We start from the raw sequence: 22,627 nt of genomic DNA, 5'->3' as shown, positions 1-22,627 counted from the left end.
TCAACTTCGCAGTACGTCGTCCAGCCACGTGAAGGCCGCTTCCTGCATCGCCTGGTCGAACTTGTGCGGGCCGTCGAAGAACTGACCGGTGTACGACGTCGTGCCGAGGTAGTGCTCCGCGATCCGGTGGTGTGCTGCCTCGGCGCCGTCCAGTGGGAACAGGTTGTCCTCGCGGTCGTACTGGACCAGCAACGGCGCCGGCGCCCGGCAGGCGGCCACGTCCGGCCAGTCGATACCTTCCGGGAGCATGCGCGGCATCAGCATCCAGGTGTGGGTGGCGACGTTCTTGTCGAGCAAGGAGTTGTAGGTGCCCATCATGCCGACGACCACGGCGGCGGTCAGGTCAGAGCTCGTTGCCCTCAGCAACACGGATCTGCAGCCGCCGCCGGACAGTCCGACGCTGGCTGTCTGCTCAGTCGTGTCGGCGCGGCTGCGCAGCCAGGCCAGGGCGATGAGGTCCTCGCGGGTGACGACCGCGGCCATGGTTGTGCCGAGCATGGTGCAGTACTTCTCGACGAGGTGCTCGTGTTGCTTCGCGGCGGTGTTGTAGGCGGCGATGTCGTTCTCAGGTAGGGGGAAGCGGCGGCTGCCCCAGCAGAAGACGTCAGGCACCATGACGACGTACCCGCGAGCAGCGAGGTCGTTGGCGAAGGCTCGGCCTTCGTAGAGCTGGTCGCGTAGAGCGGTCACGACCAGCGACGGGGCGTCGTCGGTGTCGGCGATCTTCTCCTTGCCGTAGTACTTGAAGCCGTCGTGGCCGTGCAGTGCGAGGACACCTGGCAGCGGGCCGTCGGCGTCGGCCGGCTTCAGCACCCAGGCGTGGGTGCGCGGACCGAATCCGACCGAATAGGACACTTCTTCGCCTGCCAGGCCGTTCGATGTCCAACGACGTTCGACCCGGAGGTCCACCGGTCCGTCGTACGGGCCCGCGGTCGCGACCATGCGTCGTACGGCGTCGCGCACCTGCTCGGGTGGTGGCGGGGTGGCGGTGCGGGCCGTCGGTGCGGTCGCGTGGGTGATCCAGTCGCTGTACACGCCCAGGTGCTCGGAGTTCACGCCTGCAGGCTTTCACAACCCGGCGGGCCTGATGCGGGAACCGGGATCTAAGCTCGCCCGCATGAGCTTGGAATGGGAGCAGGTCATCGTGCACTCCGCGGATCCGGCGGCCTTGGGGCAGTGGTGGGCCGAGGCGCTCGGGTGGGTGGTCGTCTATTCCTCCGCCGACGAGTTCGAGATCCGGCCGGCGCCGGATCGCATGCCGGGGATCGACTTCGTCCGGATCGACGAGCCCAAGAAGGCGAAGAGCCGGCTGCACCTCGACTTCCGCCCTGACGACCAGGCCGCCGAGGTGGCCCGCTTCCTCGCCCACGGCGCGCGGCGCGTCGACATCGGCCAAGGCGAGCAGGCGTCGTGGGTCGTGCTCGCAGATCCCGAGGACAACGAGTTCTGCATCCTCGGCGAACGTCGTCCCGAGAACGACTAGGTCCTGCCGGGATCACCGGACAGGACCTAGCTTCTGGTCCGGGCCGACACGCCCCGGATTTGTGGTCTAGAGGTCGGCGAAGGCTGAGGCCGGGTTCTCGAAGGCGTCGGCCACGAAGCGGAGGAACGCTGCCGCGGTTCCGCCGTCGCAGACTCGGTGGTCGAAGACGAGGGACAGCTGGGTGAGCTTGCGGATCGCGAGTTCGCCGTCGACCACCCACGGGCGGTCGATGATCCGGCCGACGCCGAGGATCGCGACCTGCGGGTGGTTGATGATCGCCGCGCTGCCGTCGACGCCGAAACTGCCGTAGTTGTTCAGGGTGAACGTTCCTGAGGTCAACTCGTGCTGCGTCAGCCGGCCGTCGCGCGCCGAGGCCGTCAGCCGACGGATCTCCGCGTCCAGGCCCCGGGTGGTCAGCGTGTGGGCGTTGCCGACCGCGGGAACGAGCAGGCCGCGGTCGGTCTGCGCGGCGAGGCCGAGGTTCACGCCGTCGTACTGGACGAGTTCCTCGCGCTCCGTGTCGACGTACCCGTTGAGCTCCGGGTACTTCAGCAACCCGGCGACCACGAACCGCGCCATCAACGCGAGCAGCCCCGGCCCGGGATCCGTTGCCGTCCGCAAGGATTCCCGGAGCTCGACGAGCGCGGTCGCATCCACGTCCACCCAGGTAGTCGCCTCCGGAATCTCCGCCCGGCTCCGACTCAACGTCGCCACAACCGCCTTCCGGAACCCACTCATCGGCGTCCGCCGCAACTCCGGCAACTCGGTGCGCGACTCCGCCAGCGCAGCAGCCGCCCCGCCCGACGCCGCAGCACTCCCCGCGCCGACCGGCGCGGCGCGGCGTGCCTCGACCTGCGCAGCCGGGGTGCCTGGCGCGGCGGCGGCGCCAGGCACGACCTGGCCCGCCGGCGTTTGTCCGGTGGAGCCGAGGCGGTCGGCGATTGCCTGTTCGACGTCTCGCCTGACGATCAGGCCGCCCTCACCTGAGCCCGTGAGCGTTTTCAGGTCCACGCCGGCGTCGCGCGCCAGGCGCCGCACCAGCGGCGAGATCACCAACGGCACCCTGGGCAGATCCGAGAAAGCGTTTTCGGAAACCGTTTTCGAACCAGGTCCGGAAATCCCGGACCGCGGTTTCCGCCGTCGGCCGGAGCCGCCCTGCTCCGTGGTTCCGTAGCCGACCAGGACGTTGCCGGAACCGGCGCGTTCCTCCTGCCGGTACGCCGCGCCGGCCGGGTCGCCGATCGTGACGAGCGGCTTGCCGACGGGGACCGTCGTACCTGGCTCGCCGTGCAGTTCCTCGATCACACCGGCGTACGGCGACGGCAGTTCGACGATCGACTTGGCGGTCTCGACCTCCGCGACCGGTGTGTCGACGGCGACCACGTCGCCGACCTTCACCAGCCAGCGCACGATCTCCGCCTCGGTCAGCCCCTCGCCGAGATCCGGGAGCAGGAATGTGTTCACGAGTCCTCCCACTGCAGGTCGTCGACCGCGTCGAGGATCCGGTCGACGCTCGGCAGCTGGTACTTCTCCAGCTTCGGCGGCGGGAACGGGATGTCGAACGCGGTCACCCGCCGCACCGGCGCCGCCAGTGAGTGGAAGCACTTCTCGGTGACCCGGGCAACGATCTCCGACGACACGCTGGCGAACCCGCTCGCCTCGGCCACCACGACCGCCCGCCCGGTACGCCGGACCGCGGCGCACACCGTCTCGTCGTCGAACGGCACCAACGACCGCAGGTCCACCACGCTCAACTGCCGCCCCTCGGCCGCGGCGACCTCCGCCGCCTCCAGCGCGACCGGCACCGCGGGCCCGTAAGCGATCAACGTCGCGTCCGCACCGTCCCGCCGTACGACGGCCGTGCCGATCCCCGGCTGCGCCTCGGTGAGGTCGACCTCCTCCTTGGCCCAGTAGAGCTTCTTCGGCTCCATGAACACGACCGGATCCGGGAACTCGATTGCCTTGCGCAACAACCCGTACGCGTCCGCGACCGTCGCCGGCGTCACCACGGTCAAGCCGGGTGTGTGCGCGAAGTAGCTCTCCGACGAGTCGCTGTGGTGCTCGACGCCGCCGATGCCACCGCCGTACGGGATCCGGATCACCAGCGGCAGCGCGACCCGGCCGCGGGTCCGGTTCCGCATCTTGGCGACGTGCGAGACGATCTGCTCGAACGCCGGGTACCCGAACGCGTCGAACTGCATCTCGACCACGGGACGCATCCCGTTCATCGCCATCCCGACCGCCATGCCGACGATCCCGGCCTCGGCGAGCGGCGTGTCGAAGCACCGGTTCTCACCGAACTCGGCCGTCAGTCCGTCCGTGATCCGGAAGACACCGCCCAACGCGCCGACGTCCTCGCCGAACATCACCACCGAGTCGTCGGCCCGCATCGCGTCCCGCAGCGCCTGGTTGAGCGCCTGCGCCATCGAGATCTTCGTGTGCGTCATCAGGCCTCCTCACGGGCGAGCTCGTCGCGCAGGAACGCGGCCTGCTCCCGCAGCTGCTGCGTTTCCTCGGCGTACAAATGCGCGAACAGATCGGCGGGATCCACCTCGGGCTCCGGCATCAGACCGTCGCGGAGCCGCGCGGCCACCTCGACGGCACCCGCCTCCGCGCGTTCCCGCACGTCGTCGCCCAGCCAGCCCTGCCTTTCCAGGTACGTCGTCAACCGCTGGATCGGGTCGCGCTCGAGCCACGGCGCGACCTCGGCGTCCTCACGGTACCGGGACGCGTCGTCGGCGTTCGTGTGCGCCTGCACGCGGTACGTGTGCGCCTCGATCAGCTGCGGTCCTTCGCCGGAACGCGCTTTCTCGACGGCTCGTCCGAGCACCGCGAGCAACCCGGCGAGGTCGTTGCCGTCGGCCCGTTCGCCCGGGACGCCGTACCCGATGCCCTTGTGCGCGAGAGAAGGCGCCGCGCTCTGCCGGGAAAGCGGTACGGAAATCGCGTACTCGTTGTTCTGCACGAAGAACACCACCGGCGCGTGGAAGACGGCCGCGAAGTTCAGTGCCTCGTGGAAGTCGCCCTCGCTGGTGCCGCCGTCGCCGACGAGCGCCATCACGACCGTGTCCTCGCCCTTCAGCCGCGCGGCGTGCGCGACGCCGACCGCGTGCGGGAGCTGGGTCGCGAGCGGGGTCGCCTGCGGTGCGACCTTGTGCTCGTACGGGTCGTAGCCCGAGTGCCAGTCGCCGCGGAGCAGGGTCAGCGTCTCGATCGGGTCGACGCCGCGGCTCATGATCGACACCGAGTCGCGGTACGTCGGGAACAGCCAGTCGTCCGGGCGCAACACCATCGTGGCCGCGATCTGACAGGCCTCCTGACCGTGCGACGACGGATAGACCGCCAGCCGCCCCTGCCGAACCAGAGCGCTCGCCTGGTCGTTGAACCGGCGCCCCTTGATCAACTGAACGTAACCGTCGAGCAGCGCCTCCTTGGCAGGCATCGCGTACGACGGATTCTCGTGCGGTACGCCGTTCTGATCGATCAGACAGACGGGTTCCGCGGAGGGGAGCAAGAGCTCCTCGACGGTAGTCATAGGACCCTCCAGCGCAGGGAGACGGACGGTAGCCTCATCGTCGTCCCTCCTGGCCAAGTTGATCCATAGCTGGAATTATTGAGAGACGTTTGGCTCGACGACACGCCTTGGAGGCTGCACGGATGTCCGACGAGGTGATGGTCCACCGGGCCGGTCCTGGACAGATTGTCGTGGCCCCGGCGCTCGACGAGATCGATCGGCAGATCATCGAGGCGCTCGGACGGGACGGGCGGCTGTCGATCCGGGCCCTCGCCGACGAGGTGCACATCTCCCGCGCGAACGCCTACGCCCGCGTCGAGCGGCTTACGAACACCGGCGTGATCACCGGCTTCACGGTCACCGTCGACCCGCTCAAGCTCGGCCTGGCCACGTCCGCCTACGTCACCCTGAGTCTCCGCCAGAGCTCCTGGCGCACCCTGCGCAAGCAGCTCCAGGCGATCCCCGAGATCAAGCACATGGCGCTCGTCGGCGGCGACTTCGACGCGATCCTGCTGGTCCGCGCGGCCGACAACGAGGGCCTGCGCCGCCTGGTCCTCGAGAAGCTCCAGGCGATCCCCGAGGTCCTCGCGACCCGGACCGCGCTGATCTTCGAGGACGTCGGGACGCTCTAGCAGCCGCAGGACCGGCGCAGGATCAGCTCCGTGGGGACCGTCAGCGCGTCGACGGCGTCCTCGCCTTCGATCAACCGGCGAACCGCCTCGCGCGCCAACTGCTCGACCGGCTGACGTACGACGGTCAGCGGCGGCCACGTGTACTCGGTTTCCGGCGTACCGTCGAAGGCCACGACCGCCACATCTTCCGGCACTTTCCGGCCCGCCTCGTGGAGCGCCCGCAGTACCCCGATCGCCTGCAGGTCGGAGCTGGCGAAGATCGCGGTCGGCTCCGAATGCAGCAGCACCTGCGCGGCACGGTAGCCACCCTCGCGCGAGAACGCCGCCCGGGCGACCGGGCCCTCGGGAAGCCCGGCGGTGGCCAGCGCCTCGCGCCAGCCCAGCTCGCGTTCGGGATGACCGGCGCCGCCGATCACCAGGCCGATCGACCGGCGCCCGTGCGAGATCAGGTGCTCGACCCCCAGCCGGGCGCCCTCGCGGTACGCCGGCCGCACCGAGCTCACCGTCGGCAGCACGCGGTTGATCGCGATCACCGGCACCTCGACGTCCGCGAGCGCCGGATCAGCGGTCGGCGCCACCAGTAGCAGCCCGCTCACCTGCCGCGCGACCAACTCGGCGATCTTCGCGTGCTCGGTCTCCGGGTCGCCGTCGGCGCTGGTCTGCAGGACGACGTACCCGCGGGCCGCAGCCTCCCGGTCGATCGCCTTGGCGAGCTCGGCGAACAACGGATTCCCGCCGTCCGGCGTGATCAGTCCGAACGTCCGCGTGGTGCCCATCCGGAGCGCCCGCGCGGTCGCGTTCGGCCGGTAGCCGAGCACCCGGATCGCGTCGAGCACCCGCTCCCGGGTCTCCGGCGCGACCTTCCGCGGCCCCTCGTTGACGACGTAGCTGACCACGGCGGTACTCACCCCGGCGTACTGCGCCACGTCGTTGCGGGTGACCGGTTCCTTCGGCATGCAGCGATGGTACGACGGTTGACCGGGTCGGAAAGCGGTTGCTAGCGTGAGGATCTACACGAGTAGAAGGAGTCGCCGTGGCCAGACGCTACGCAGTCGCCGGAACCGGATCACGAGCGCAGGCGTACATCCGCGCGATGTTCGAGGCCCACCCCGAGGAGGCCGAGCTCGTCGCCCTCCTGGACCCGAACCCGGGCCGGCTCGCCTTCCACCAGCGGTTCGTCGCGGAGCTCGGCGGCGGTGAGCTCCCGCAGTACGGCGCCGACGACCTGGAGCAGATGGTCAAGGAGCAGTCGGTCGACCGCGTGGTGGTGACGAGCCCCGACTACACGCACGCCTCGGTGGTGTCGCGGCTGCTGCGCGCGGGCGCGGACGTGATCGTCGAGAAGCCGCTGACCATCGACGCCGACGGCACCCGGCAGATCGTCGACGCGATGAACGAGTCGGGCAAATCCGTCGTCGTCACGTTCAACTACCGCTACTCGCCGCGGAACAGCGCGCTGCGGCAGCTGATCCAGGACGGCGAGATCGGCGAGGTCACGAGCGTCGAGTTCCAGTGGGTGCTCGACACCCGGCACGGCGCTGACTACTTCCGGCGCTGGCACCGCGAGAAGAAGAACTCCGGCGGCCTGCTGGTCCACAAGGCGTCCCACCACTTCGACCTGGTGAACTGGTGGATCGCTTCCACGCCGACGCGCGTGTTCGCGTCGGGCGGCCTGGCCTTCTACGGCTCGGACAACGCCGCTGCCCGCGGCCTCGGTGAGCGTCCGGCGCGCGGAACGATCGATGGTGCGGCCGACGATCCGTGGCTGCTGGACCTGCGTACCGACGACACGAACCGGCAGCTGTACTACGAGAGCGAGAAGTACGACGGGTACCTGCGCGACCAGGACGTGTTCGCGCCGGGGATCACGATCGAGGACAACATGTCGGTGATCGCGGAGTACGCGAGCGGCGCGCGACTGAGCTACTCGCTGAACGCGCACGCGCCGTGGGAGGGGTACCGGGTCGCGGTCAACGGGACCCTCGGCCGCGCCGAGCTGGAAGTGGTCGAACGCGCCGCGGTCGTCGACGACCAGATCGACCCGAGCTACCCGTCCGACCGGGTGATCGCCGGTGACGTCCGGACGAACGGCGAGCGACTGGTCCTGCAGAAGCACTGGGCGACCGCGGTCGAGGTGGAGATCCCGCGCGGCGAGGGTGGTCACGGCGGCGGCGACCGGCTGCTGTACGACGACCTGTTCGTTGGTGCTGGCAACGATCCGCTGGCGCGGGCTGCCGACGTCCACGACGGCGTGCGGGCCGTGGCGGTCGGGATCGCCGCGAACCAGTCCCTGGCGACCGGTCAGCCGGTCGTCGTAGCCGACCTGAACCTCGGCGGGTGGTCCTCCTAGTCCCGTCTCGCGGAGGATCTGCTGGACGGTCGCGTCGATGACCGTCTCGCGCGGCCGCGCCAGCACATCCCGGACCCGGCACCAGGACGCCATATCGTCGGCGGAGAACGCGTTCGCCGTGGTCCGGGTCGCGTGTCGACGAACGGTTTCCTCGAACGGGATGTCCAGGCAGCAGAAGTGCCCGCCCGTCCTCGCGGGCGAGTTCCGCGAGCATTCCTGCCTACGGACGGCCGGCAGGATGCCCTCGACCACCGTGTGGAACCCGCGGCCGAGAGCGGGCCGTGCCATCTGCCCGGTCAGGTCGATGTTCACGGCTCCGGCTCGTCCAGCTCCTGGAAGACGATCCGCCACGCGTAGTCCTGTTCGATGTACGCGATCCCCCACCGCACCGCTGCCAGATCACCTCCACAGCAGAGGTTTGCCGGCGCCGGAGTTGCCAATCAACTGCGGCGTCAAGAGCGCAGGTGCTTGCTGACATCGCCCACGAGGCGGATGGTGATCTTGCGCTCGGCCCACCTCCAGGCGCCCCCGCGCCGCTCGAAGCGGTCGCGGTAGCGCCCGGCGGCAATGATCTGCGGTACGTCGCCGGGCACTGCCTGCAGGACGGTCACGTACGAGCGGGCGAAGGCCTCGTCGTCGTTGGAGTCGTCGCGTTCGATCGCGAGGTTGGTTGTGACGTGCTGCGTCCGCGGCGTACCGTCCGGGTAGACGATCAGCGTGTCGCGGAACCACTGCTCGATCTCGGCACGGCCTTGCAGCGGATTACCACTGCCTTGGTACGTCGTCTCGGCCAGCAACTCGCCTACTCCGGCGAAATCGCCGTCGTCGACCAACTCGGCGTATCGCGCAATCAGGTTCTCGATCTCACGCCCGTCTGCCGGGTCAATCGGTACTCGCGTCACGCTCCGCGACTGTACTACCTGCGGAAGTCGCCCGGTCCGAGCACCTGCCAGCCCTTGGCGGTCGGGCTCCGGAGCGAGTTCAGCGGCATGCTGAAAGTATGCACTGGTGGCTTAGCCGGCTGATCGCCCAGAACGTCGGCTGCCGCGGGTCGGCGCGGTCCCACGCGAGGCCTTGGCCCTGTACGTCGGGCAGCTCGACGGTCGCGATCCAGCGCAGTTCGGAGCCCACCACCGGCAGCTCCATCGCGTACGCCGCGCCGAGCTGGACGTGGTCGAACGCGTCGCGGTCGTCGACGACCAGATCGACCCGAGCTACCCGTCCGGCCGCGTGATTGCCGGCGACATCTGCACGAACGGCGAGCGGCTGGTCCTGTCCCTGTCCCGTTGGTGACTTGCTGGAGCGTGACTGCTCCAGCAAGTCCCAGTCGGTCGGTTTACTGCGTCTGGCCGGGGCGGTGCGTGCCGAAGGTCCACTCGTAGCCCTCGGGATCCGCGACGCGGCAGCGGTAGTTGCCCCACTCGGACAGCTCCGGTTTCCAGATCGGTTCCGCGCCGGCCGCGGTGGCCGTCGCATACACGGCGTCGACCTCCTCCTGGGTGTCGAAGGCGACGTACATCCCGTGGCCGACGGTGTCGCCCTTGCGGGTCGGGCGGTCGTAGCCGTCCTCGTCCGTGAACAGGGTGAACGCAACCCCGCCGTACCGCATCTCGGCGTGCATGACGCCGCCGTTGCCGTCCGGGACCTCCATGGTCGTCTCGAACCCGAAGGCCTTCTCCAGCCAGCGCAGGGCGCCGACCGCGTCGCGGTAACCGAAGTACGCGTGGAACGTCGCTGTCGTGGTCATGCACCCAGCCTGGCGAAGGTAGCGGCCAGTCGGCGGCCGCTACTTCCTGAACTGGCCCGGGCCGAGAACCTGCCATCCTTTGGCAGTAGGTGTCTGCAGCGACGCCAGCGGCATGCTGAACGTGTGGACCAGGCGCTTCGGCCGGCTGATCGCCCAGAACGTCGGCTGCCGCGGGTCGGAGCGGTCCCACGCGATGCCTTGGCCCTGTACGTCGGGCAGCTCGACGGTCGCGATCCAGCGCAGCTCGGAGCCCGCGACGGGCAGCTCCATCGCGTAGGCCTCGCCCAGGTCGTGTCCGGTCAGCCACAGCCGGCCGTCGGGTCCCCACGAGCCGCCGGAGTTCGACATCGGCTTGAAGCGATCGAGGATCGGCTTGGGGATCGTCCAGGACTGCAGCGGCTCGAACTTGTCGTTGAGCTTCACGACCTGGGTGTTGTAGGTCTCGCCGTACGGCTCGGTCATGCCGTCCTGGATCTTGTCGTAGTTCGCGAACCCGGCCCACCACGCGCCGTCGTACCGGTCGAGCCAGGTCAGCGAGCCGCGGTAGATGCCGAACGAGAACGTGTCGACGTGCCGCATCGTCCTGGTGTCGAACACCTCGATCGAGCTCTCCATCGGCCACTCGGGGTAGTTGGAGTGCGTGGCGTACAGCTTGCCGCCGACGACCACGCCGCTGTCCAGGTGCTTGAACGGCCCGGCGGTGTCACCTGCGAACTGCAGCAGCGGCTCGCCGGTACGGCGGTCGTGCTTGGTGACCGTGACGTTGTTGACCGCGTAGAAGTACTGCTTGTCGACAGCAATCGCCTGATTGGCGTCGAAGGCCGGGTAGGACTTGAGCGGCGTCGCGTCGTACGTCGGGGGTGTCGCGGCCGACGTACCAGCAGGCGCCGTCGGTGCGGCGGGGACTGCTGAGGCGGGGAGCAGGGCGACCGTCGCGAGGACCGACGTCGCGTGGAGCAGGGCGGGGAGCTTTCGCATCACAACCTCCAGGTGGTGTCTGCTCCCGACCCTTGTTCCGTCACCGGAACGCGGCGTGAATCCGATCCGTCAGGCAGCTTGCCGGCGGGCTGCTCGTTGGCGGCGGAACCAGATGGCCAGCGCGACGCACGGCACCAGCAGGCCGCCGATGCCGAGCACGAAGAAGTCCCAGCCGGCGCCGATGTGGTCGACCAGCCAGCCGAAGTTCTGCCCGAAGAAGCCGGTCACGAAGGTGAGCGGCAGGAACACCGTGGCGAGAATCGTGAGCTGCTCGATCGTGGCGTTCTGCCGGACGCTGACCCTCGTCTGCTCGACTCCGATCACCGCCATGTTCGCCTCGAGGACGGTGGCGAGCAGGTCGCGTTGCGCGGCGACCTCCTCGTTCACCAGGACCAGGTGGTCGTGCACGTCGCGGAAGTACGGCAACAGTGAGGTGTCGCGGGCGCCGCGCTCGAGCGTCGCGAGTACGGCGATCAACGGGTGTACGGCGCGGTAGAAGTCGGTGACCTCGCGGCGCAGGAAGTAGATCCGCTCGGTCGGCGCGACGGAACCGGCGAACACCGTCCGCTCGACCTCCTCGATATCGCGCTCCAGCTCCGCGACCACCGGGCCGTAGCCGTCGACGACCTGGTCGAGGATCGCCCACAGGACCGAACTGGTACCGGCTTCCAGGAGCTCGGGTCGCTGTTCGAGCCGGATCCGGGCGCCGTGCAGGTCGCTCGCCACGCCCTGCCGGACGGTGATCACGAAGGCCGGGCCCACGAAGACACTGACCTCGCCGAAGTCCACCTCCTCACGGTCCTCGTCGTACCGTGCGGTGCGGAGGATGACGAGCCGGATGTCGCCCTCGTACGGCTCCACCTTGGGGCGCAGGTGGAACGTTTGCGCGTCCTCGACAGCCAGCTCGTGCAGGCCGAAGCTCTCCCGGACCTCGGCGAGTTCCTCGGTGCTGGGCTCGAACATGCCCAGCCAGACGAACCCGCCGGCCCGGCAAGCCGCGGCGGCGTCGGCGACCGACATCGCCTCGACGTGCTGCCGACGTCCGTCCCGGTAGTAAGCGCAGTCGATGATCATGATGGCCTCCTGTTCCGATCGTCGTCGTTCCGGGGCGCGTGGCAACAGGGGCGACCTTCGGTTCCGGCCGGGTTCCTGTCCAGGGCATGAGAAATGCTGGTTGAGTTCCTGGTCCGGGCCGTGGCGGTCGACAAAGATGAACGCATGGGACAACCAGTCGTGCTGATACCAGGACCGATGCACCCCGCGGTCGCCGCCGGGTTGGAGGCGCACTGCGAGCTGATCAGGCTCTGGCAGGAGCTCGATCCCGAGGCCGTGCTCGCGGCCCGCCGGGACGAGATCGTCGCCGTCGCCACCGGCGGCACCCCGATCGACGGTCCCTACCTCGACAGCCTGCCCGCGGTCCGCCTGGTCGCGAGCTTCGGCGTCGGCTACGACCGCATCGACGCGGCCGCCGCGGCCGAGCGCGGCGTCGTGGTCACGAACACGCCCGGCGTGCTGGACGACGAGGTCGCCGACACCGCCCTGGGTCTGCTGCTGATGACGGTTCGCGAACTGGGGCAGGCCGAGCGGTACCTGCGCGCCGGCAAGTGGGCCGACGGCGGTCCGTATCCGTTGACCCGGGCAACGATGCACGGCCGCCGGATGGGCATCCTCGGGCTCGGTCGGATCGGTCAGGCGATCGCCGATCGCGTGCAGCCGTTCGGCATTTCTGTTGCCTATCACAACCGTCGCCCGAAGGAGGTTCCGTACCGGTACTACCCGTCCCTGCTCGACATGGCCGCCGACGTCGACACCCTGATGATCGTCATTCCCGGCGGCGACAGCACCCGCCACCTGGTCGATGCCGAAGTACTCAAGGCACTAGGGCCCGACGGCATCCTCATCAACGTCGCCCGCGGCACGGTCGTCGACGAGCAGGCGCTGGTCGACGCCCTCCGCACCAACACGATCCAGGCCGCCGGCCTCGACGTCTTCGAACACGAGCCCAAGGTCCACCCCGACCTACTCACCCTCCCGAACACCGTCCTCCTCCCCCACGTCGGCTCCGCCACCATCCCTACCCGCACCGCCATGGCCAACCTCGTCGTCGAGAACCTCGTCTCCTACCTCACGAAAGGCACCCCTGTGACCCCAGTCCCCGAATCCACCCACCTTCTGGACGGTTGACCGCCCGACACCTGGTCAGGATGTTCGAGGTACCGACGGTCGTGATCACCGACGTCATGCGGAGGCGTCTGCGGGCGCAGCCGGTCCTCCGGTGCCGTCGGTTGCGGGACCCGTCGAAGTCCGACTGTGCCGCCGGGAGCGCACTCCGCGACGTCAGCGCGGAGGTTCGCGGCAGGGGCTGCCCCAGGCAGGCAACGCCTACATCCGCGTCGGCGAACCAACTGACGACGGACCCGGCGCCGGCGAGGCCGGCGACCGTTGGACAGACCGGTGACCGGCTGACAGGCCGGCGTACCGGTTGACGGGCCGGCGTACCGGTTGACGGGCCGGCAGAGTCCGCAGAGGCCGTCGAGGGACACCCGGACGCCGTTCCTGCAGTGCGCGTCACGCTCCCGGCCGCCGGAGACCTGTCCGTTCTGTACCGCGGCGGCAACACCCTCACCGCGGGGAAGGCCGTGGTGCAACGGCTCCGGGAGTACGCCGCGGCCGCCGCGGGCCTCGCGCTCGTCCGCGAACCCGCGAACCCGCGATGGATCTTTTTCACACCAGCCCTGAGTGGAAGCTGGCGCCGGACGATCACCTCATCGAAGTCCTGTGGCCGCTTCGTCCAAGCTGACAGGCCGGGTAGGAATTCGTTGGTCGTCGGAGGTTGGCTAGTCGTATCGTGCGGTTGGCCCAGGGAAGGCGGATCGTCGTGTACGAAGTTGTTGTTCCGGTGACTGTTCGGGATCTGACGATGGAAGATCTGCCGAGCCTGGGTGAGCCTCCGTCCAAGGTGCGTTCCATGGAGCGGGAACTGGAGCGCGCGCGGCGCGGGGAGGCGGATTATCTGGCGGTGTGTACGCCGTCGGGGCAGCCTGTCGGGTTCGGGGCCGTGGACTATACGAAGCCGGTCGGTGGGGCGACGTTGTACCAGTTGTCGGTTCTCGCGCACCTGCAGTCGTGCGGGATCGGGACCATCCTCATCGGGGCTCTGGAAGAACGCATCCGTGCTCGCGGCATCCCGTTCGCCGAACTGGGGATCGACGACGCGAGTCCCCGACCGCGCAGGCTGTACGAGCGCCTCGGGTACGTCGTCAGCGGCAGCGAGACCGGCGCCTGGGACGTCGACACTCCGGACGGATCCGTCACCCGCTACGAAACGACAATCACCCTGCTGCGCAAGCCCCTGCCGTCCTAGACGATCACCCTGCTGCGCAGACCTCGTCCGGCCTAGACGTCACCTGATGCTTGGGCTTTGCCGTGGACCAGGAAGATCGCGACGACGCCGACGAGTATCAGCAGGATCGTCGCGGCGGCCGCGAGGAGTGACATGCCGCCGGTTTGATCTGTCACCGCTTCGTCGATACCGCCGGTGGCGAGGAACGTCGACGGATCGGTGAGCGCGTGCAGCACGATCGCCGTCCAGATGGTGCCGGTGACACGCATCGCGAGGTAGATGCAGGCCCCGAAGCCGAACGTGTAGACCAACGTCGCCGCGACCGTGCCGAGTGTCATGCCGGACAGCAGGTTGATCGTGTGCATCAACGCGAACAACAGCGACGAAACCACCATCACGTACCGCTCGGAGTGGCCGGCGTCGCGCAGGATCTTCACCGCCAGCCCGCGGGTCGCGAGCTCCTCCGCAACCCCGATACAGATCCCGAGCAGCCCCACCATCAGGACCTCGACGGACGACCAGGAACTCCACGAGGTCGCGCCGAGATGACCCACGATCGCCACGACCACCAGCACCGGCGCGACCCACATCCACCGGCTGCCACCGACAGGCTGCGGGCCGAAGATCGTGCGCAACCAGCCCAACCGGGCAGTGACCAGCAGCAGCACCGCACCACCGATCGCCACCGGAAGCACCAGGGCGAAGAACGTGCTGCTCGCGGTTCCGATCGGGTTGCCGTCGTCGATCTCGCCGTCGAACACCCGGCCGACGACCCAGCCGACCGCCAGGTAGAAGACCAGGCAACCGATGATCAGCAGGACCGCTTTCCAGGCGGTCGACCGCTCCCAGAACCCGGACCGTGCACGCTGCTCCGATGTCATCGCCGCCCCCTGGTGTCGACCCCACCTCGTCACGCACAGTGATTCACGCGGCGGGCTCCGGCGTCAAGGGTGCCTCACCGGGTCAGCGGCGTCTCCTCGGTCAGGCGGGAGAGCTTGGCCGGGTTGCGGACGGCGTACAGGCCGGCGATCTTGCCGTCCTCGACATGCAGGACGGTGACGGTGTCGACCTCGTCGGCGAACCGGAGGATGAGCGCCGGCTGCCCGTTGATGTGGGTGGTCTCGAAGGAGCCCTCGGCCAGCCGCGCGATCCCCAGGGCGAGCAGACGGCCCACCTTGTCGGCGCCGACGATCGGCCGCTGGACCGCCTGGACGACACCGCCGCCGTCGCCGAGGAACACGACGTCCGGCGCGAGGATGTCGACGAGGCCCTGGAGGTCGCCGGTGTTGACGGCGCGCTGGAACGCTTCCAGGGCGTGCCGGGTCTGGTCGGCGGACACGACGCCGCGCGGACGGCGGGCGGCCACGTGCGAGCGAGCGCGGTGGGCGATCTGGCGGACGGCGTCGGGCTTCTTGTCGACCGCCGCCGCGATCTCGTCGTACTCCAGGCCGAAGACCTCGCGGAGCACGAAGACCGCGCGTTCGGTGGGGTTGAGGGTCTCCATCACCAGCAGCATCGCCATCGAGATGCTGTCGGCGAGTTCGACGTCCTCCGAGACGTCGGGCGCCGTGAGCAGGGGCTCGGGGAGCCACGGTCCGACGTACGACTCCTTGCGGCGGCCGAGTGTGCGGAGACGCTGGAGGGCCTGTCGGCTCGCGATCCGGACGAGGTACGCCCGGTGGTCCTGCACCGTGTCGAGGTCGACCTTGACCCAGCGCAGCCAGGTCTCCTGCAGCACGTCCTCGGCGTCCGCGGCCGAGCCGAGGATCTCGTAGGCCACCGTGAACAGCAGATTGCGATGAGCGACGAAAACCTCGGTGGCACGGTCCGTACCGGTCATGCTGGGCTCCTTGTCCGCGGGTCTCCCCTATAGATGCCTGCCGGCCGCTTTCCTGTGACATCTCGGCCGGTATGGCGCTCGTCACGTCCGGAGCCGGTCACGCGGAGCGAGCGGGCGGCGTCTCGTGTCCGTCCAGTAGATCCCATGACCGAGGGTGATGATGATGGAACCGCGTATCGACCTGATGCAGAACGCGTTCGGCGGCAAGCTGGCGAAGCGGCTGTACGCCGTCCACGCCCTGCTGCAGGAGGCCGGCCTGCCGCACGCGACGCAGAACCTCGTGATGCTCCGGGCCAGTCAGATCAACGGCTGCGGGCACTGCATCGACCTGCACTCCAAGGAGGCCGCCGCCGCGGGCGAGACGAGCACCCGGCTGCACCTGGTCGCCGGATGGCGGCACTCGACGGTCTTCACCGAGGAGGAGCGGGCCGCGCTCGCGCTCACCGAGGAAGCGACCCGGCTGGCCGACGCGTCCGAGGGTGTCTCCGACGCGACCTGGGCCAAGGCGAGCGAGTACTACGGCGAGGACCAGCTGATCGCGCTGGTCACCCTGATCGCCATGATCAACGCGACCAACCGGCTCGCCGTGACCCTCAACCAGCTCGGCGGCTCCTACGAGCCGGGCGTCCTGGCAGCCGCAGCCGCCCACTGACCTCGCCTACTGGGCGGCGGTTTCGTCGAGATCCCAGATGCGGCCGGTCGTCCAGGCGTACTCCCACGCTTGGATGTCCGGCGGCTCGATACCCAGACCGGTGAGGATCGCGCAGACCTGTTCGCGGTGGTGGTTGGCGTGGTTGATCGCCTGCGCGATGAAGATGCCGACGCGCGTGCCGCGGGTGTTGTCGTCGACGATCAGCACACGTTCGACGTCGATCGGCTGGCTCAGGAACACCTCCCAGAGCTCGCCGGTCTCCGCGTTCCACCGGTCCAGCGTCTCCAGGTCGGTCGCCGGTTCGGCGTCGACGAAGTGGAGCGGCCGGTCGACGATCCGGCGCAGGTAGCTGCCGTCGCAGCGGACGATGTGGTCGAGCGTCGCGAGAATGCCGCCGTACGTGCCGACGCCGGTGATCTCCAGCTGCTCGGCCGTCAGGTTCTGGTCGCGGCAGAACCGGATCAGGCTGCCGGTCGCCCAGTTGTTGTGCCGGATGGGGTCGTACAGCAGGTCGTTGAGTCCCATCCGGCCAAGCTAGCCGCGGCAGCCTGCTCCGAGGTACCGGTTTTCGCGGGTCAGCTGCCCGCGATGTTCACCATCCAGTTGATGCCGAACCGGTCGGTCACCATGCCGAACTCGTCACCCCACATCTGCTTCTCCAGCGGGACCGTCACCTTGCCGCCCTCGGACAGCTTCTCGTAGTACCCGCGCAGCTCGTCGCCGTCGCCGCTGAGGCTGATCGCGATGTTCTCCCCCGGGTTGTACGGCATGCCCTGCGGCGTGTCGGCCGCCATCAGCGTGAACCCGCTCGGGGTCTCGAGCTGGCTGTGCATCAGCTTCTCGTCGTCTTCCGGCCCGTGACCCGTGCCGAACTCCTTGAACGTGTTGGACGACACCTCACCACCGAAGACGCTCTGGTAGAACTCCATCGCCGCACGCGCGTCACCGTCGAACTGGATGTACGGATTGAGCCGGGATGCCATCGCAGTGTCCTTCCCCCAAACTGGCCGGACCCGGTGGCCCGGCACCCATGATCCGCACAGTAGACCCGGCCGCCGACACTCCGCGAGACCCGGGAACGGCTGTCTGGTTAAGGTCTCGGGATGAATCTGCGACACATCACGATCGATGCGGCGAACCCTTACGAGATTGCGCAGTTCTGGAGTGCGGTGACCGGTTGGCCGGTCGCGGACGGCGACGTACCGGGCGACGACGAGGTGCTCGTCGAGGCCCCGGCGCCGGTGCCGGCGCTGCTGTTCATCGCCGTACCGGAGGGCAAGGGCGTGAAGAACCGGGTACACCTCGACTGGGGCCCGACCGAGCGTACGCGGGACGCGGAGGTGGAGCGGATCCTGACCCTCGGCGGCACGATCCACGAAGACCACCGGATGCCCGACGGCCGCGGCTGGGTCACGATGAAGGACCCCGAGGGAAACGAGTTCTGCGTCGAACGCGGCGAGGCCGAGCGCGCGACCTGAGTCACCCGAGCGGCGGGTGGGGCGGAAAGCGGTCCAGGTGGTACGCACGGGCGCGGGGTCGCCGCGAGCAGTTCGCGCTCGAGGGTCCACCCGTCGTGGTCGAACGCCCACGTCCCGTCACTCGCGATCACGTGCATCGGATACCGCTCACCGACCTTCCACACCGCGAAGACGCCGTACGCCGGATACCTGGCGACGAACTCCCACGCGAGGATGTGACACGCCCCCGCCGCGAAGAACGCCTGGTCGGTACGCCGCCACGAAACCTCCTGGTCCGTCCGCTCCTCCTCCGACCGCCGAAACATCCCCGCCGGCTTGTACCCCGCCCGCCCCTCACCGTCGCGTCGGCGCAGGACGTCGTCGGCGGAATTCGGCATGGCCGAAAAGTACCCAGGGCTGGGGTCGTCGGGGATGCTGGGGGAGGAAGGGAGCCTGGGGGGCTCGCTTTCGGCTTGTTGTGGGTGGGATGCAGCGAATCCGGTGGCCGGCGCGTCATCTGGGTGTAGGGCGAGGGAGATTGGGGGGCGGCGCCATGTTGCAGCAGGCTCGACCGCGGCCAGGTGACGGGGTGTCCGGGTTCAGGCGGTTCTGGGAATCGCTGGTCGCGATCGTCGTGACGTTCCTGATACTGGCGCTGCTCGGCAGCCTGTTCGTCGCCCTCGAACCGCGCTCGCCCGCCGCCGGGATCCCGGTCGGCGGCTCGTACGCCGCTCCGAGCCAAGGGCCGGGGCGCTACGGATCGGGCACGCTCGGCCCGTGGCAAGGGCTGATCCACCGGATCTCTTCGGAGGACGAGATCCGTGACGTGCTCGCCTTCGACGGCGTGCTGCTGTTCGGCGACAGCATCGCGGTCCAGGACAGTGCCGCGCTCGAGCGGTTGCTCGCCGATCGCACCGGTGACCCGATCGCATTCCACGACTGGTCCGGCCAGCCGGCAGCCGCGGCGGTCGACGCGCTCGAGGAGTGGTCGCACCGTTACGGTCTCCCGCGGCGGATCGTGATGGCCGTCGGCACCAACGACATCTTCGACCCGCCCGCGTTCGCCGCGCAGGTGGAGCGGGCGCTCCGCATCGCCGGCCCGGACCGGACCGTGTACTGGGTGAACGTCTACGCGAGCCGCACCAAGCAGCCTGCAGCGGTCCGCGACGCCGACCTCGCGAACAGCGCCTGGATCAACCGGCAACTGCGCGACGCCGCGAGCAAGCACCCGAACCTGCGGATCGTCGAGTGGTCCGAGTTCCTGGAGGCGCAGCCGAACCGCCCGGCCGAGTACCTACGCGACGGCGTCCACACCAACGCCGCCGGCGGCGCCGCCCGCAACAAGCTGATCGTCGACGCGATCGACGGCAGGTAACACGTACCTGCGCGTGAACGGTACGCCGTACGCAGGAGCGCACCCATGATCATCAGACGCTGGTCGACATGCGCGCGATGCCTTGATTCTGCGGGCGATCCGGCACGGCCGACGTTGCCCTTCCGGGCAAGCGAAGCGGAGTCGGTGATCCGAGGCAACTTTTCCGGGCGCTCGCGACATCTATAGGGCAGAGGGACAAATCCGACCTCGGGGGGAACCGATGGCGACGCAGCTGACAGGAGCCGGCCGGCAGCACACTTGATGCCCGCTGCAACCTTTCGGCGACCGCCCCGCGTTACCGAAGTACCGCCGCGACCGAATCCACACCTGACCTCGACCCGGGGACTCGTCGGCCCTAATTCAGGTCTAGGCCAGAACAGTCATGCCCTGAGGGGGAACGATGCCCGCGAGACATCTGCACACGACCGGAACGACGCTGCGGCTCACGATCACGCTGCTTGTGAGCGCCGCCGTACTGGCCGTCGTACTGATCGTCCCGTGGGGCGGGTCCGAGCCGGAGGCCGCGCCGGACCCGACCATCAGCCACACGCCCGAGCCGCCGACCGCGCCGCCGACGCCGCCGCGGAAACTCGTCTACACGTGTCCGGCGTACAGCGGGATCGACCGCGGGAACCCGGTTTCCGCGCTCTACAGGGACACGTTTTCCTGGGGTACGACGGCGCCGGCGAAGATCGGTGACGGCAAGGGGAACGTCAACTGGCGGGTGAACCCGGACAAGAACCCCAGCTGGTACATGTGGCTGCACTCGCTTCGTTGGCTCGGCCAAGGAATCAACGCCGGGGCGAAGGGCGACCGGCGGGCCCTGCAGCACGTCACCGCGATCGTGCGCGACTGGGTGAAGGACAACCCGTACTCGTGGAAGGCCGACGTCGGCGCGTACGAGTCGACGATGCACCGCACCAACGTGCTGATCTGCCTGCGGCAGGCGGTGCTGTCCGGCCTGCGCGTGACCAAGCTGCCGCCGAGCTACGCCTGGCTGGACGACGCGCTGCTGAAGCACGCCTGGTTCCTGCAGAAGAACTACAGCGGCGACTGGAACCACGGCACCGACGAAAGCCTCGCGCTCTTCGGAGTCGGCTGCACGCTGGGGCGGCACGACCTCAAGAAGCTCGCGGCCGACCGGTTGACGAGCGCGATCAAGACCTCGATCGACACACAGGGCACGACCAACGAGCAGTCGACGGCGTACGCGCAGTTCAACTACGCGTTGTGGGGACGCGCGATCGACGTACTGCGGAAATGCGGCGTCGATCCGGGGACGACGATCACGGCGCGCCGCCGGGAACTCGCGAAATGGCTCGCGCTCGCGACCAACTCGCTCGGCAACCTGCCGCAACTCGGGGACTCCGAAGTGGTGAAGACGGTGCCGGTACCGGGCACGGTGCTCGAGTACGCCGGTACGCTCGGCGCGCGCGGGATCCGGCCGACGCAGCGGATCGGGATCTTCGACGGCGGGTACGTGTTCGGGCGGACCGGGTGGGGCGAGACGCGGCCGTTCACGCAGGAGTCGACGTACAGCATCCGGTTCGGGCCGGTGCGGAAACTGCACGGGCACGAGGATCACACGTCGGTCACCTACACGTCGCGCGGGCGGGACATCCTGATCGACGGCGGGCACTCGGGCTACAAGTGGGACGACTGGCGGAGCTGGGCGAAGAGCCAGTTCGCGCACAACGAGCTGACCGTGGCCTCGACGGCGGCCGAGCACCCGGAGACGAAGCTGGTGCGGTCGTCGATCAAGGACACGTCGGAGTTCTACGAGCTGAAGGACAAGCTCGGGCCGGTCGACCGGACGCGCGGCGTGCTGATGCTGAAGGACCCGGATCTGATGGTGGTACTGGATCGCGGCGCGTCGGCGACCTCCCAGCAGTACTCGGCGTTGTGGCACCTGCCGGCTGATCAGAAGGTGGTTGTCAGCGGCAACGACCGGGCGGTGGCGGCGAGACCCGGCGACCGCGTGAAGACGACGTTGCTGCAGATCCCGTTCCAGCAGCAGACCACGCCGATCGAGGTGGTGACCGGGGCCGCCGATCCGGTGCAGGGCTGGCACTACACGACCATCGACAAGCGGCTGCCGGCTCCGGTGGTGAAGTTCAACCGCTCGGGGCAGAACGCGAGCATCCTGTCGGTGATCGCACCGACGCGGACCAACGCGGTCGTCTCGTACACGACCTCCTGGCAGGGCTCACGCATGCTGGTGAACCTCAAGGTCGACGGTGTGACGACGGTGATCGGCGTCGGCGCGGACGGGACATTGCAGCGGGTCAAGTGAGCTTGGGACCGACCGGCTGCCAGCCGTCCGAGGGATCCTCTCCGACCCGGCCGTCGACGGCCTCGCGGATCAGGTCGGCGTGGCCGGTGTGCCGGCCGTACTCCTCGATCAGGTCGCAGATCAGCCGGCGCAGGCTCGGGTGCCGGCCGTCCGGCCAGCTGATGTGCGCCGGCTGGTCGAGCCCGCCGTCGGCGATCGCGTCGGCCACCGTTTTCCGGGACCGACCGACAGCGTTTTCCCACAGCGCGTACAGCTCCTCGGGCGTGTTGTCGGCGGCCGAGCTGAACTCCCAGTCGTTGTCGTCGCGCCAGCCGTTCTCCAGCCATGGACCGCCCATCGGCTTGCCGCGGAACTTCACGTCGAACATGTAGTCCTCGTTCGCCGCGAGATGCTTCAGCAGCCCGCCGAGCGTGATCGAAGACGCCCCGATCCGGGTGTTCAGCCCGGCCGCGTCCAGTTCGTCCACCTTGTAGTGGAACGTCGTACGCAGCCGGTCCAACGCACCGAGCAACTGCTCCGCCTCACTCCCCGCCAACGGCGGCTCCCACCACGGCGACACCCACTCCGTCTCAGTCATGACAGCACCGTAACCCCCATTCCGGACGCTCCCCTTCCGGAACTTCCGCCATACTCACCCCATACCCGATTGCCCCACCTGCGCACACGGCTCGACGACGGGTATCAGGTGACGTTCGGCGTCTGGCTCGGGATCCATCCGGAGCGGTTGCCGTCGACGTTCGCGGTGTGGTGGGAGCCGGAGTACGTCGATCTGCGGCTCGACGGGGTCCTCGCGAACTCGATCGAGCCCTGGGAACTGTTCCCGGCGCCGGCCACCGCCACGGTGCGCGATCCTGAGGAGACGCCGTACGTCACCGCGTCGAGCGACCCGCTGCTGGCGGAGGTACTGACCAGCACCTGGCCACACGACCAGGTGTTGCCCCATCTGCCTGCGTAGTCTTCGGA

At 68.8% G+C, this 22,627-nt stretch carries 25 protein-coding genes; 10 read left to right on the top strand and 15 right to left on the bottom strand.

What is annotated here, in order from left to right:
• The gene (locus ABN611_RS15225; RefSeq protein ID WP_350280518.1) at nt 1-1,056 is read right to left on the bottom strand and encodes a hypothetical protein; all 1,056 of its coding nucleotides are present in this window, start codon (nt 1,054-1,056) and stop codon (nt 1-3) included.
• 61 nt (nt 1,057-1,117) lie between these two features.
• Here ABN611_RS15225 and ABN611_RS15220 point away from each other — a divergent pair, with 61 nt between their 5' ends.
• On the top strand, nt 1,118-1,483 hold the full coding sequence (locus tag ABN611_RS15220; protein WP_350280517.1) for a VOC family protein: 366 nt from the start codon (nt 1,118-1,120) through the stop codon (nt 1,481-1,483).
• Nucleotides 1,484-1,549: 66 nt separating this feature from the next.
• Here the strand turns inward: ABN611_RS15220 and ABN611_RS15215 are convergent, their stop codons facing one another.
• Genes ABN611_RS15215 through ABN611_RS15205 form a run of 3 tightly spaced genes read right to left on the bottom strand, consistent with a single transcriptional unit; the run spans nt 1,550 to nt 5,018 of the window.
• Nucleotides 1,550-2,947 carry a dihydrolipoamide acetyltransferase family protein gene (locus ABN611_RS15215; RefSeq protein ID WP_350280516.1) on the bottom strand — a complete coding sequence of 466 codons (1,398 nt, stop codon included), beginning with the start codon at nt 2,945-2,947 and terminating at the stop codon, nt 1,550-1,552.
• On the bottom strand, nt 2,944-3,930 hold the full coding sequence (locus tag ABN611_RS15210; protein WP_350280515.1) for an alpha-ketoacid dehydrogenase subunit beta: 987 nt from the start codon (nt 3,928-3,930) through the stop codon (nt 2,944-2,946). The genes ABN611_RS15215 and ABN611_RS15210 overlap by 4 nt, the downstream gene beginning before the upstream one ends.
• Nucleotides 3,930-5,018, bottom strand: a complete 1,089-nt coding sequence (locus ABN611_RS15205) for a thiamine pyrophosphate-dependent dehydrogenase E1 component subunit alpha (RefSeq protein WP_350280514.1) — start codon at nt 5,016-5,018, stop codon at nt 3,930-3,932. The genes ABN611_RS15210 and ABN611_RS15205 overlap by 1 nt, the downstream gene beginning before the upstream one ends.
• A gap of 122 nt (nt 5,019-5,140) precedes the next feature.
• Here ABN611_RS15205 and ABN611_RS15200 point away from each other — a divergent pair, with 122 nt between their 5' ends.
• Nucleotides 5,141-5,629 carry an Lrp/AsnC family transcriptional regulator gene (locus ABN611_RS15200; protein WP_167205109.1) on the top strand — a complete coding sequence of 163 codons (489 nt, stop codon included), beginning with the start codon at nt 5,141-5,143 and terminating at the stop codon, nt 5,627-5,629.
• On the opposite strand, the gene ABN611_RS15195 is transcribed toward ABN611_RS15200, so the two are convergent.
• Nucleotides 5,626-6,585: a LacI family DNA-binding transcriptional regulator gene (locus ABN611_RS15195; protein WP_350280513.1), complete on the bottom strand. Its 960-nt coding sequence runs from the start codon at nt 6,583-6,585 to the stop codon at nt 5,626-5,628. The genes ABN611_RS15200 and ABN611_RS15195 overlap by 4 nt on opposite strands.
• Before the next feature lie 77 nt (nt 6,586-6,662).
• Between ABN611_RS15195 and ABN611_RS15190 the strand changes: the two genes are divergently transcribed.
• Nucleotides 6,663-7,979 (top strand): Gfo/Idh/MocA family oxidoreductase, encoded by a 1,317-nt coding sequence (locus ABN611_RS15190; protein WP_350280512.1) that lies wholly within the window; start codon nt 6,663-6,665, stop codon nt 7,977-7,979.
• 452 nt (nt 7,980-8,431) lie between these two features.
• Here the strand turns inward: ABN611_RS15190 and ABN611_RS15185 are convergent, their stop codons facing one another.
• The 5 genes from ABN611_RS15185 to ABN611_RS15165 all read right to left on the bottom strand — a co-directional run bounded on the left by ABN611_RS15185 (nt 8,432) and on the right by ABN611_RS15165 (nt 11,778).
• Complete coding sequence (locus ABN611_RS15185; RefSeq protein ID WP_350280511.1) at nt 8,432-8,881, bottom strand: nuclear transport factor 2 family protein; 450 nt, start codon at nt 8,879-8,881, stop codon at nt 8,432-8,434.
• Between the two features lie 79 nt (nt 8,882-8,960).
• The gene (locus ABN611_RS15180; RefSeq protein ID WP_350280510.1) at nt 8,961-9,299 is read right to left on the bottom strand and encodes a hypothetical protein; all 339 of its coding nucleotides are present in this window, start codon (nt 9,297-9,299) and stop codon (nt 8,961-8,963) included.
• Nucleotides 9,300-9,315: 16 nt separating this feature from the next.
• Nucleotides 9,316-9,726 carry a VOC family protein gene (locus ABN611_RS15175; RefSeq protein WP_350280509.1) on the bottom strand — a complete coding sequence of 137 codons (411 nt, stop codon included), beginning with the start codon at nt 9,724-9,726 and terminating at the stop codon, nt 9,316-9,318.
• A 39-nt stretch (nt 9,727-9,765) separates the two neighbouring features.
• Nucleotides 9,766-10,704 (bottom strand): hypothetical protein, encoded by a 939-nt coding sequence (locus ABN611_RS15170; protein WP_350280508.1) that lies wholly within the window; start codon nt 10,702-10,704, stop codon nt 9,766-9,768.
• Between the two features lie 69 nt (nt 10,705-10,773).
• Nucleotides 10,774-11,778, bottom strand: coding sequence for a magnesium and cobalt transport protein CorA (locus tag ABN611_RS15165; protein WP_350280507.1), 1,005 nt, complete (start codon nt 11,776-11,778; stop codon nt 10,774-10,776).
• Between the two features lie 144 nt (nt 11,779-11,922).
• Between ABN611_RS15165 and ABN611_RS15160 the strand changes: the two genes are divergently transcribed.
• A complete protein-coding gene (locus tag ABN611_RS15160) occupies nt 11,923-12,888 on the top strand; it encodes a 2-hydroxyacid dehydrogenase (RefSeq protein ID WP_350280506.1) in 966 nt (321 codons plus the stop codon).
• Between the two features lie 784 nt (nt 12,889-13,672).
• A complete protein-coding gene (locus ABN611_RS15155; RefSeq protein ID WP_350280505.1) occupies nt 13,673-14,068 on the top strand; it encodes a GNAT family N-acetyltransferase in 396 nt (131 codons plus the stop codon).
• A 32-nt stretch (nt 14,069-14,100) separates the two neighbouring features.
• Here the strand turns inward: ABN611_RS15155 and ABN611_RS15150 are convergent, their stop codons facing one another.
• Together ABN611_RS15150 and ABN611_RS15145 are read right to left on the bottom strand one after the other, a co-directional pair.
• Entirely contained in the window at nt 14,101-14,928 is an 828-nt protein-coding gene (locus tag ABN611_RS15150; RefSeq protein WP_350280504.1) for a CPBP family intramembrane glutamic endopeptidase, read from the bottom strand.
• 74 nt (nt 14,929-15,002) lie between these two features.
• Nucleotides 15,003-15,887 (bottom strand): RNA polymerase sigma-70 factor, encoded by an 885-nt coding sequence (locus ABN611_RS15145; RefSeq protein WP_350280503.1) that lies wholly within the window; start codon nt 15,885-15,887, stop codon nt 15,003-15,005.
• A 163-nt stretch (nt 15,888-16,050) separates the two neighbouring features.
• Between ABN611_RS15145 and ABN611_RS15140 the strand changes: the two genes are divergently transcribed.
• Complete coding sequence (locus ABN611_RS15140) at nt 16,051-16,539, top strand: carboxymuconolactone decarboxylase family protein (protein WP_350280502.1); 489 nt, start codon at nt 16,051-16,053, stop codon at nt 16,537-16,539.
• A gap of 6 nt (nt 16,540-16,545) precedes the next feature.
• On the opposite strand, the gene ABN611_RS15135 is transcribed toward ABN611_RS15140, so the two are convergent.
• Nucleotides 16,546-17,064: a DinB family protein gene (locus ABN611_RS15135; protein ID WP_350280501.1), complete on the bottom strand. Its 519-nt coding sequence runs from the start codon at nt 17,062-17,064 to the stop codon at nt 16,546-16,548.
• 50 nt (nt 17,065-17,114) lie between these two features.
• Complete coding sequence (locus tag ABN611_RS15130; protein WP_350280500.1) at nt 17,115-17,522, bottom strand: VOC family protein; 408 nt, start codon at nt 17,520-17,522, stop codon at nt 17,115-17,117.
• 120 nt (nt 17,523-17,642) lie between these two features.
• Between ABN611_RS15130 and ABN611_RS15125 the strand changes: the two genes are divergently transcribed.
• From ABN611_RS15125 to ABN611_RS15115, 3 genes are all read left to right on the top strand, one after another.
• Complete coding sequence (locus ABN611_RS15125) at nt 17,643-18,017, top strand: VOC family protein (RefSeq protein WP_350280499.1); 375 nt, start codon at nt 17,643-17,645, stop codon at nt 18,015-18,017.
• A gap of 568 nt (nt 18,018-18,585) precedes the next feature.
• On the top strand, nt 18,586-19,371 hold the full coding sequence (locus ABN611_RS15120) for a GDSL-type esterase/lipase family protein (RefSeq protein ID WP_350280498.1): 786 nt from the start codon (nt 18,586-18,588) through the stop codon (nt 19,369-19,371).
• A gap of 400 nt (nt 19,372-19,771) precedes the next feature.
• Nucleotides 19,772-21,664 (top strand): heparinase II/III family protein, encoded by a 1,893-nt coding sequence (locus ABN611_RS15115; protein ID WP_350280497.1) that lies wholly within the window; start codon nt 19,772-19,774, stop codon nt 21,662-21,664.
• Here the strand turns inward: ABN611_RS15115 and ABN611_RS15110 are convergent.
• Complete coding sequence (locus tag ABN611_RS15110; RefSeq protein WP_350280496.1) at nt 21,657-22,241, bottom strand: DUF664 domain-containing protein; 585 nt, start codon at nt 22,239-22,241, stop codon at nt 21,657-21,659. The two genes, ABN611_RS15115 and ABN611_RS15110, sit on opposite strands and share 8 nt — an antisense overlap.
• Before the next feature lie 69 nt (nt 22,242-22,310).
• Here ABN611_RS15110 and ABN611_RS15105 point away from each other — a divergent pair, with 69 nt between their 5' ends.
• The gene (locus tag ABN611_RS15105; protein ID WP_350280495.1) at nt 22,311-22,619 is read left to right on the top strand and encodes a hypothetical protein; all 309 of its coding nucleotides are present in this window, start codon (nt 22,311-22,313) and stop codon (nt 22,617-22,619) included.
• Nucleotides 22,620-22,627: the final 8 nt, after the last annotated feature.

Origin of the sequence: Kribbella sp. HUAS MG21 (assembly GCF_040254265.1) — a bacterium.
GTDB lineage: Bacteria > Actinomycetota > Actinomycetes > Propionibacteriales > Kribbellaceae > Kribbella.
Note: the sequence above shows the minus strand (reverse complement) of the source record. Positions and strands in the feature narration are given on the sequence as shown.

Bases quoted from the DNA above. Each gene is read 5' to 3' on its own strand.
- ABN611_RS15165 (WP_350280507.1), bottom strand. From the start codon at position 11,778: ATGATCATCGACTGCGCTTACTACCGGGACGGACGTCGGCAGCACGTC.
- ABN611_RS15130 (WP_350280500.1), bottom strand. From the start codon at position 17,522: ATGGCATCCCGGCTCAATCCGTACATCCAGTTCGACGGTGACGCGCGT.
- ABN611_RS15135 (WP_350280501.1), bottom strand. From the start codon at position 17,064: ATGGGACTCAACGACCTGCTGTACGACCCCATCCGGCACAACAACTGG.
- ABN611_RS15160 (WP_350280506.1), top strand. From the start codon at position 11,923: ATGGGACAACCAGTCGTGCTGATACCAGGACCGATGCACCCCGCGGTC.
- ABN611_RS15150 (WP_350280504.1), bottom strand. From the start codon at position 14,928: ATGACATCGGAGCAGCGTGCACGGTCCGGGTTCTGGGAGCGGTCGACC.
- ABN611_RS15175 (WP_350280509.1), bottom strand. From the start codon at position 9,726: ATGACCACGACAGCGACGTTCCACGCGTACTTCGGTTACCGCGACGCG.
- ABN611_RS15145 (WP_350280503.1), bottom strand. From the start codon at position 15,887: ATGACCGGTACGGACCGTGCCACCGAGGTTTTCGTCGCTCATCGCAAT.
- ABN611_RS15220 (WP_350280517.1), top strand. From the start codon at position 1,118: ATGAGCTTGGAATGGGAGCAGGTCATCGTGCACTCCGCGGATCCGGCG.
- ABN611_RS15205 (WP_350280514.1), bottom strand. From the start codon at position 5,018: ATGACTACCGTCGAGGAGCTCTTGCTCCCCTCCGCGGAACCCGTCTGT.
- ABN611_RS15195 (WP_350280513.1), bottom strand. From the start codon at position 6,585: ATGCCGAAGGAACCGGTCACCCGCAACGACGTGGCGCAGTACGCCGGG.
- ABN611_RS15125 (WP_350280499.1), top strand. From the start codon at position 17,643: ATGAATCTGCGACACATCACGATCGATGCGGCGAACCCTTACGAGATT.
- ABN611_RS15210 (WP_350280515.1), bottom strand. From the start codon at position 3,930: ATGACGCACACGAAGATCTCGATGGCGCAGGCGCTCAACCAGGCGCTG.
- ABN611_RS15170 (WP_350280508.1), bottom strand. From the start codon at position 10,704: ATGCGAAAGCTCCCCGCCCTGCTCCACGCGACGTCGGTCCTCGCGACG.
- ABN611_RS15140 (WP_350280502.1), top strand. From the start codon at position 16,051: ATGGAACCGCGTATCGACCTGATGCAGAACGCGTTCGGCGGCAAGCTG.
- ABN611_RS15110 (WP_350280496.1), bottom strand. From the start codon at position 22,241: ATGACTGAGACGGAGTGGGTGTCGCCGTGGTGGGAGCCGCCGTTGGCG.
- ABN611_RS15155 (WP_350280505.1), top strand. From the start codon at position 13,673: ATGGAGCGGGAACTGGAGCGCGCGCGGCGCGGGGAGGCGGATTATCTG.
- ABN611_RS15115 (WP_350280497.1), top strand. From the start codon at position 19,772: ATGCCCGCGAGACATCTGCACACGACCGGAACGACGCTGCGGCTCACG.
- ABN611_RS15200 (WP_167205109.1), top strand. From the start codon at position 5,141: ATGTCCGACGAGGTGATGGTCCACCGGGCCGGTCCTGGACAGATTGTC.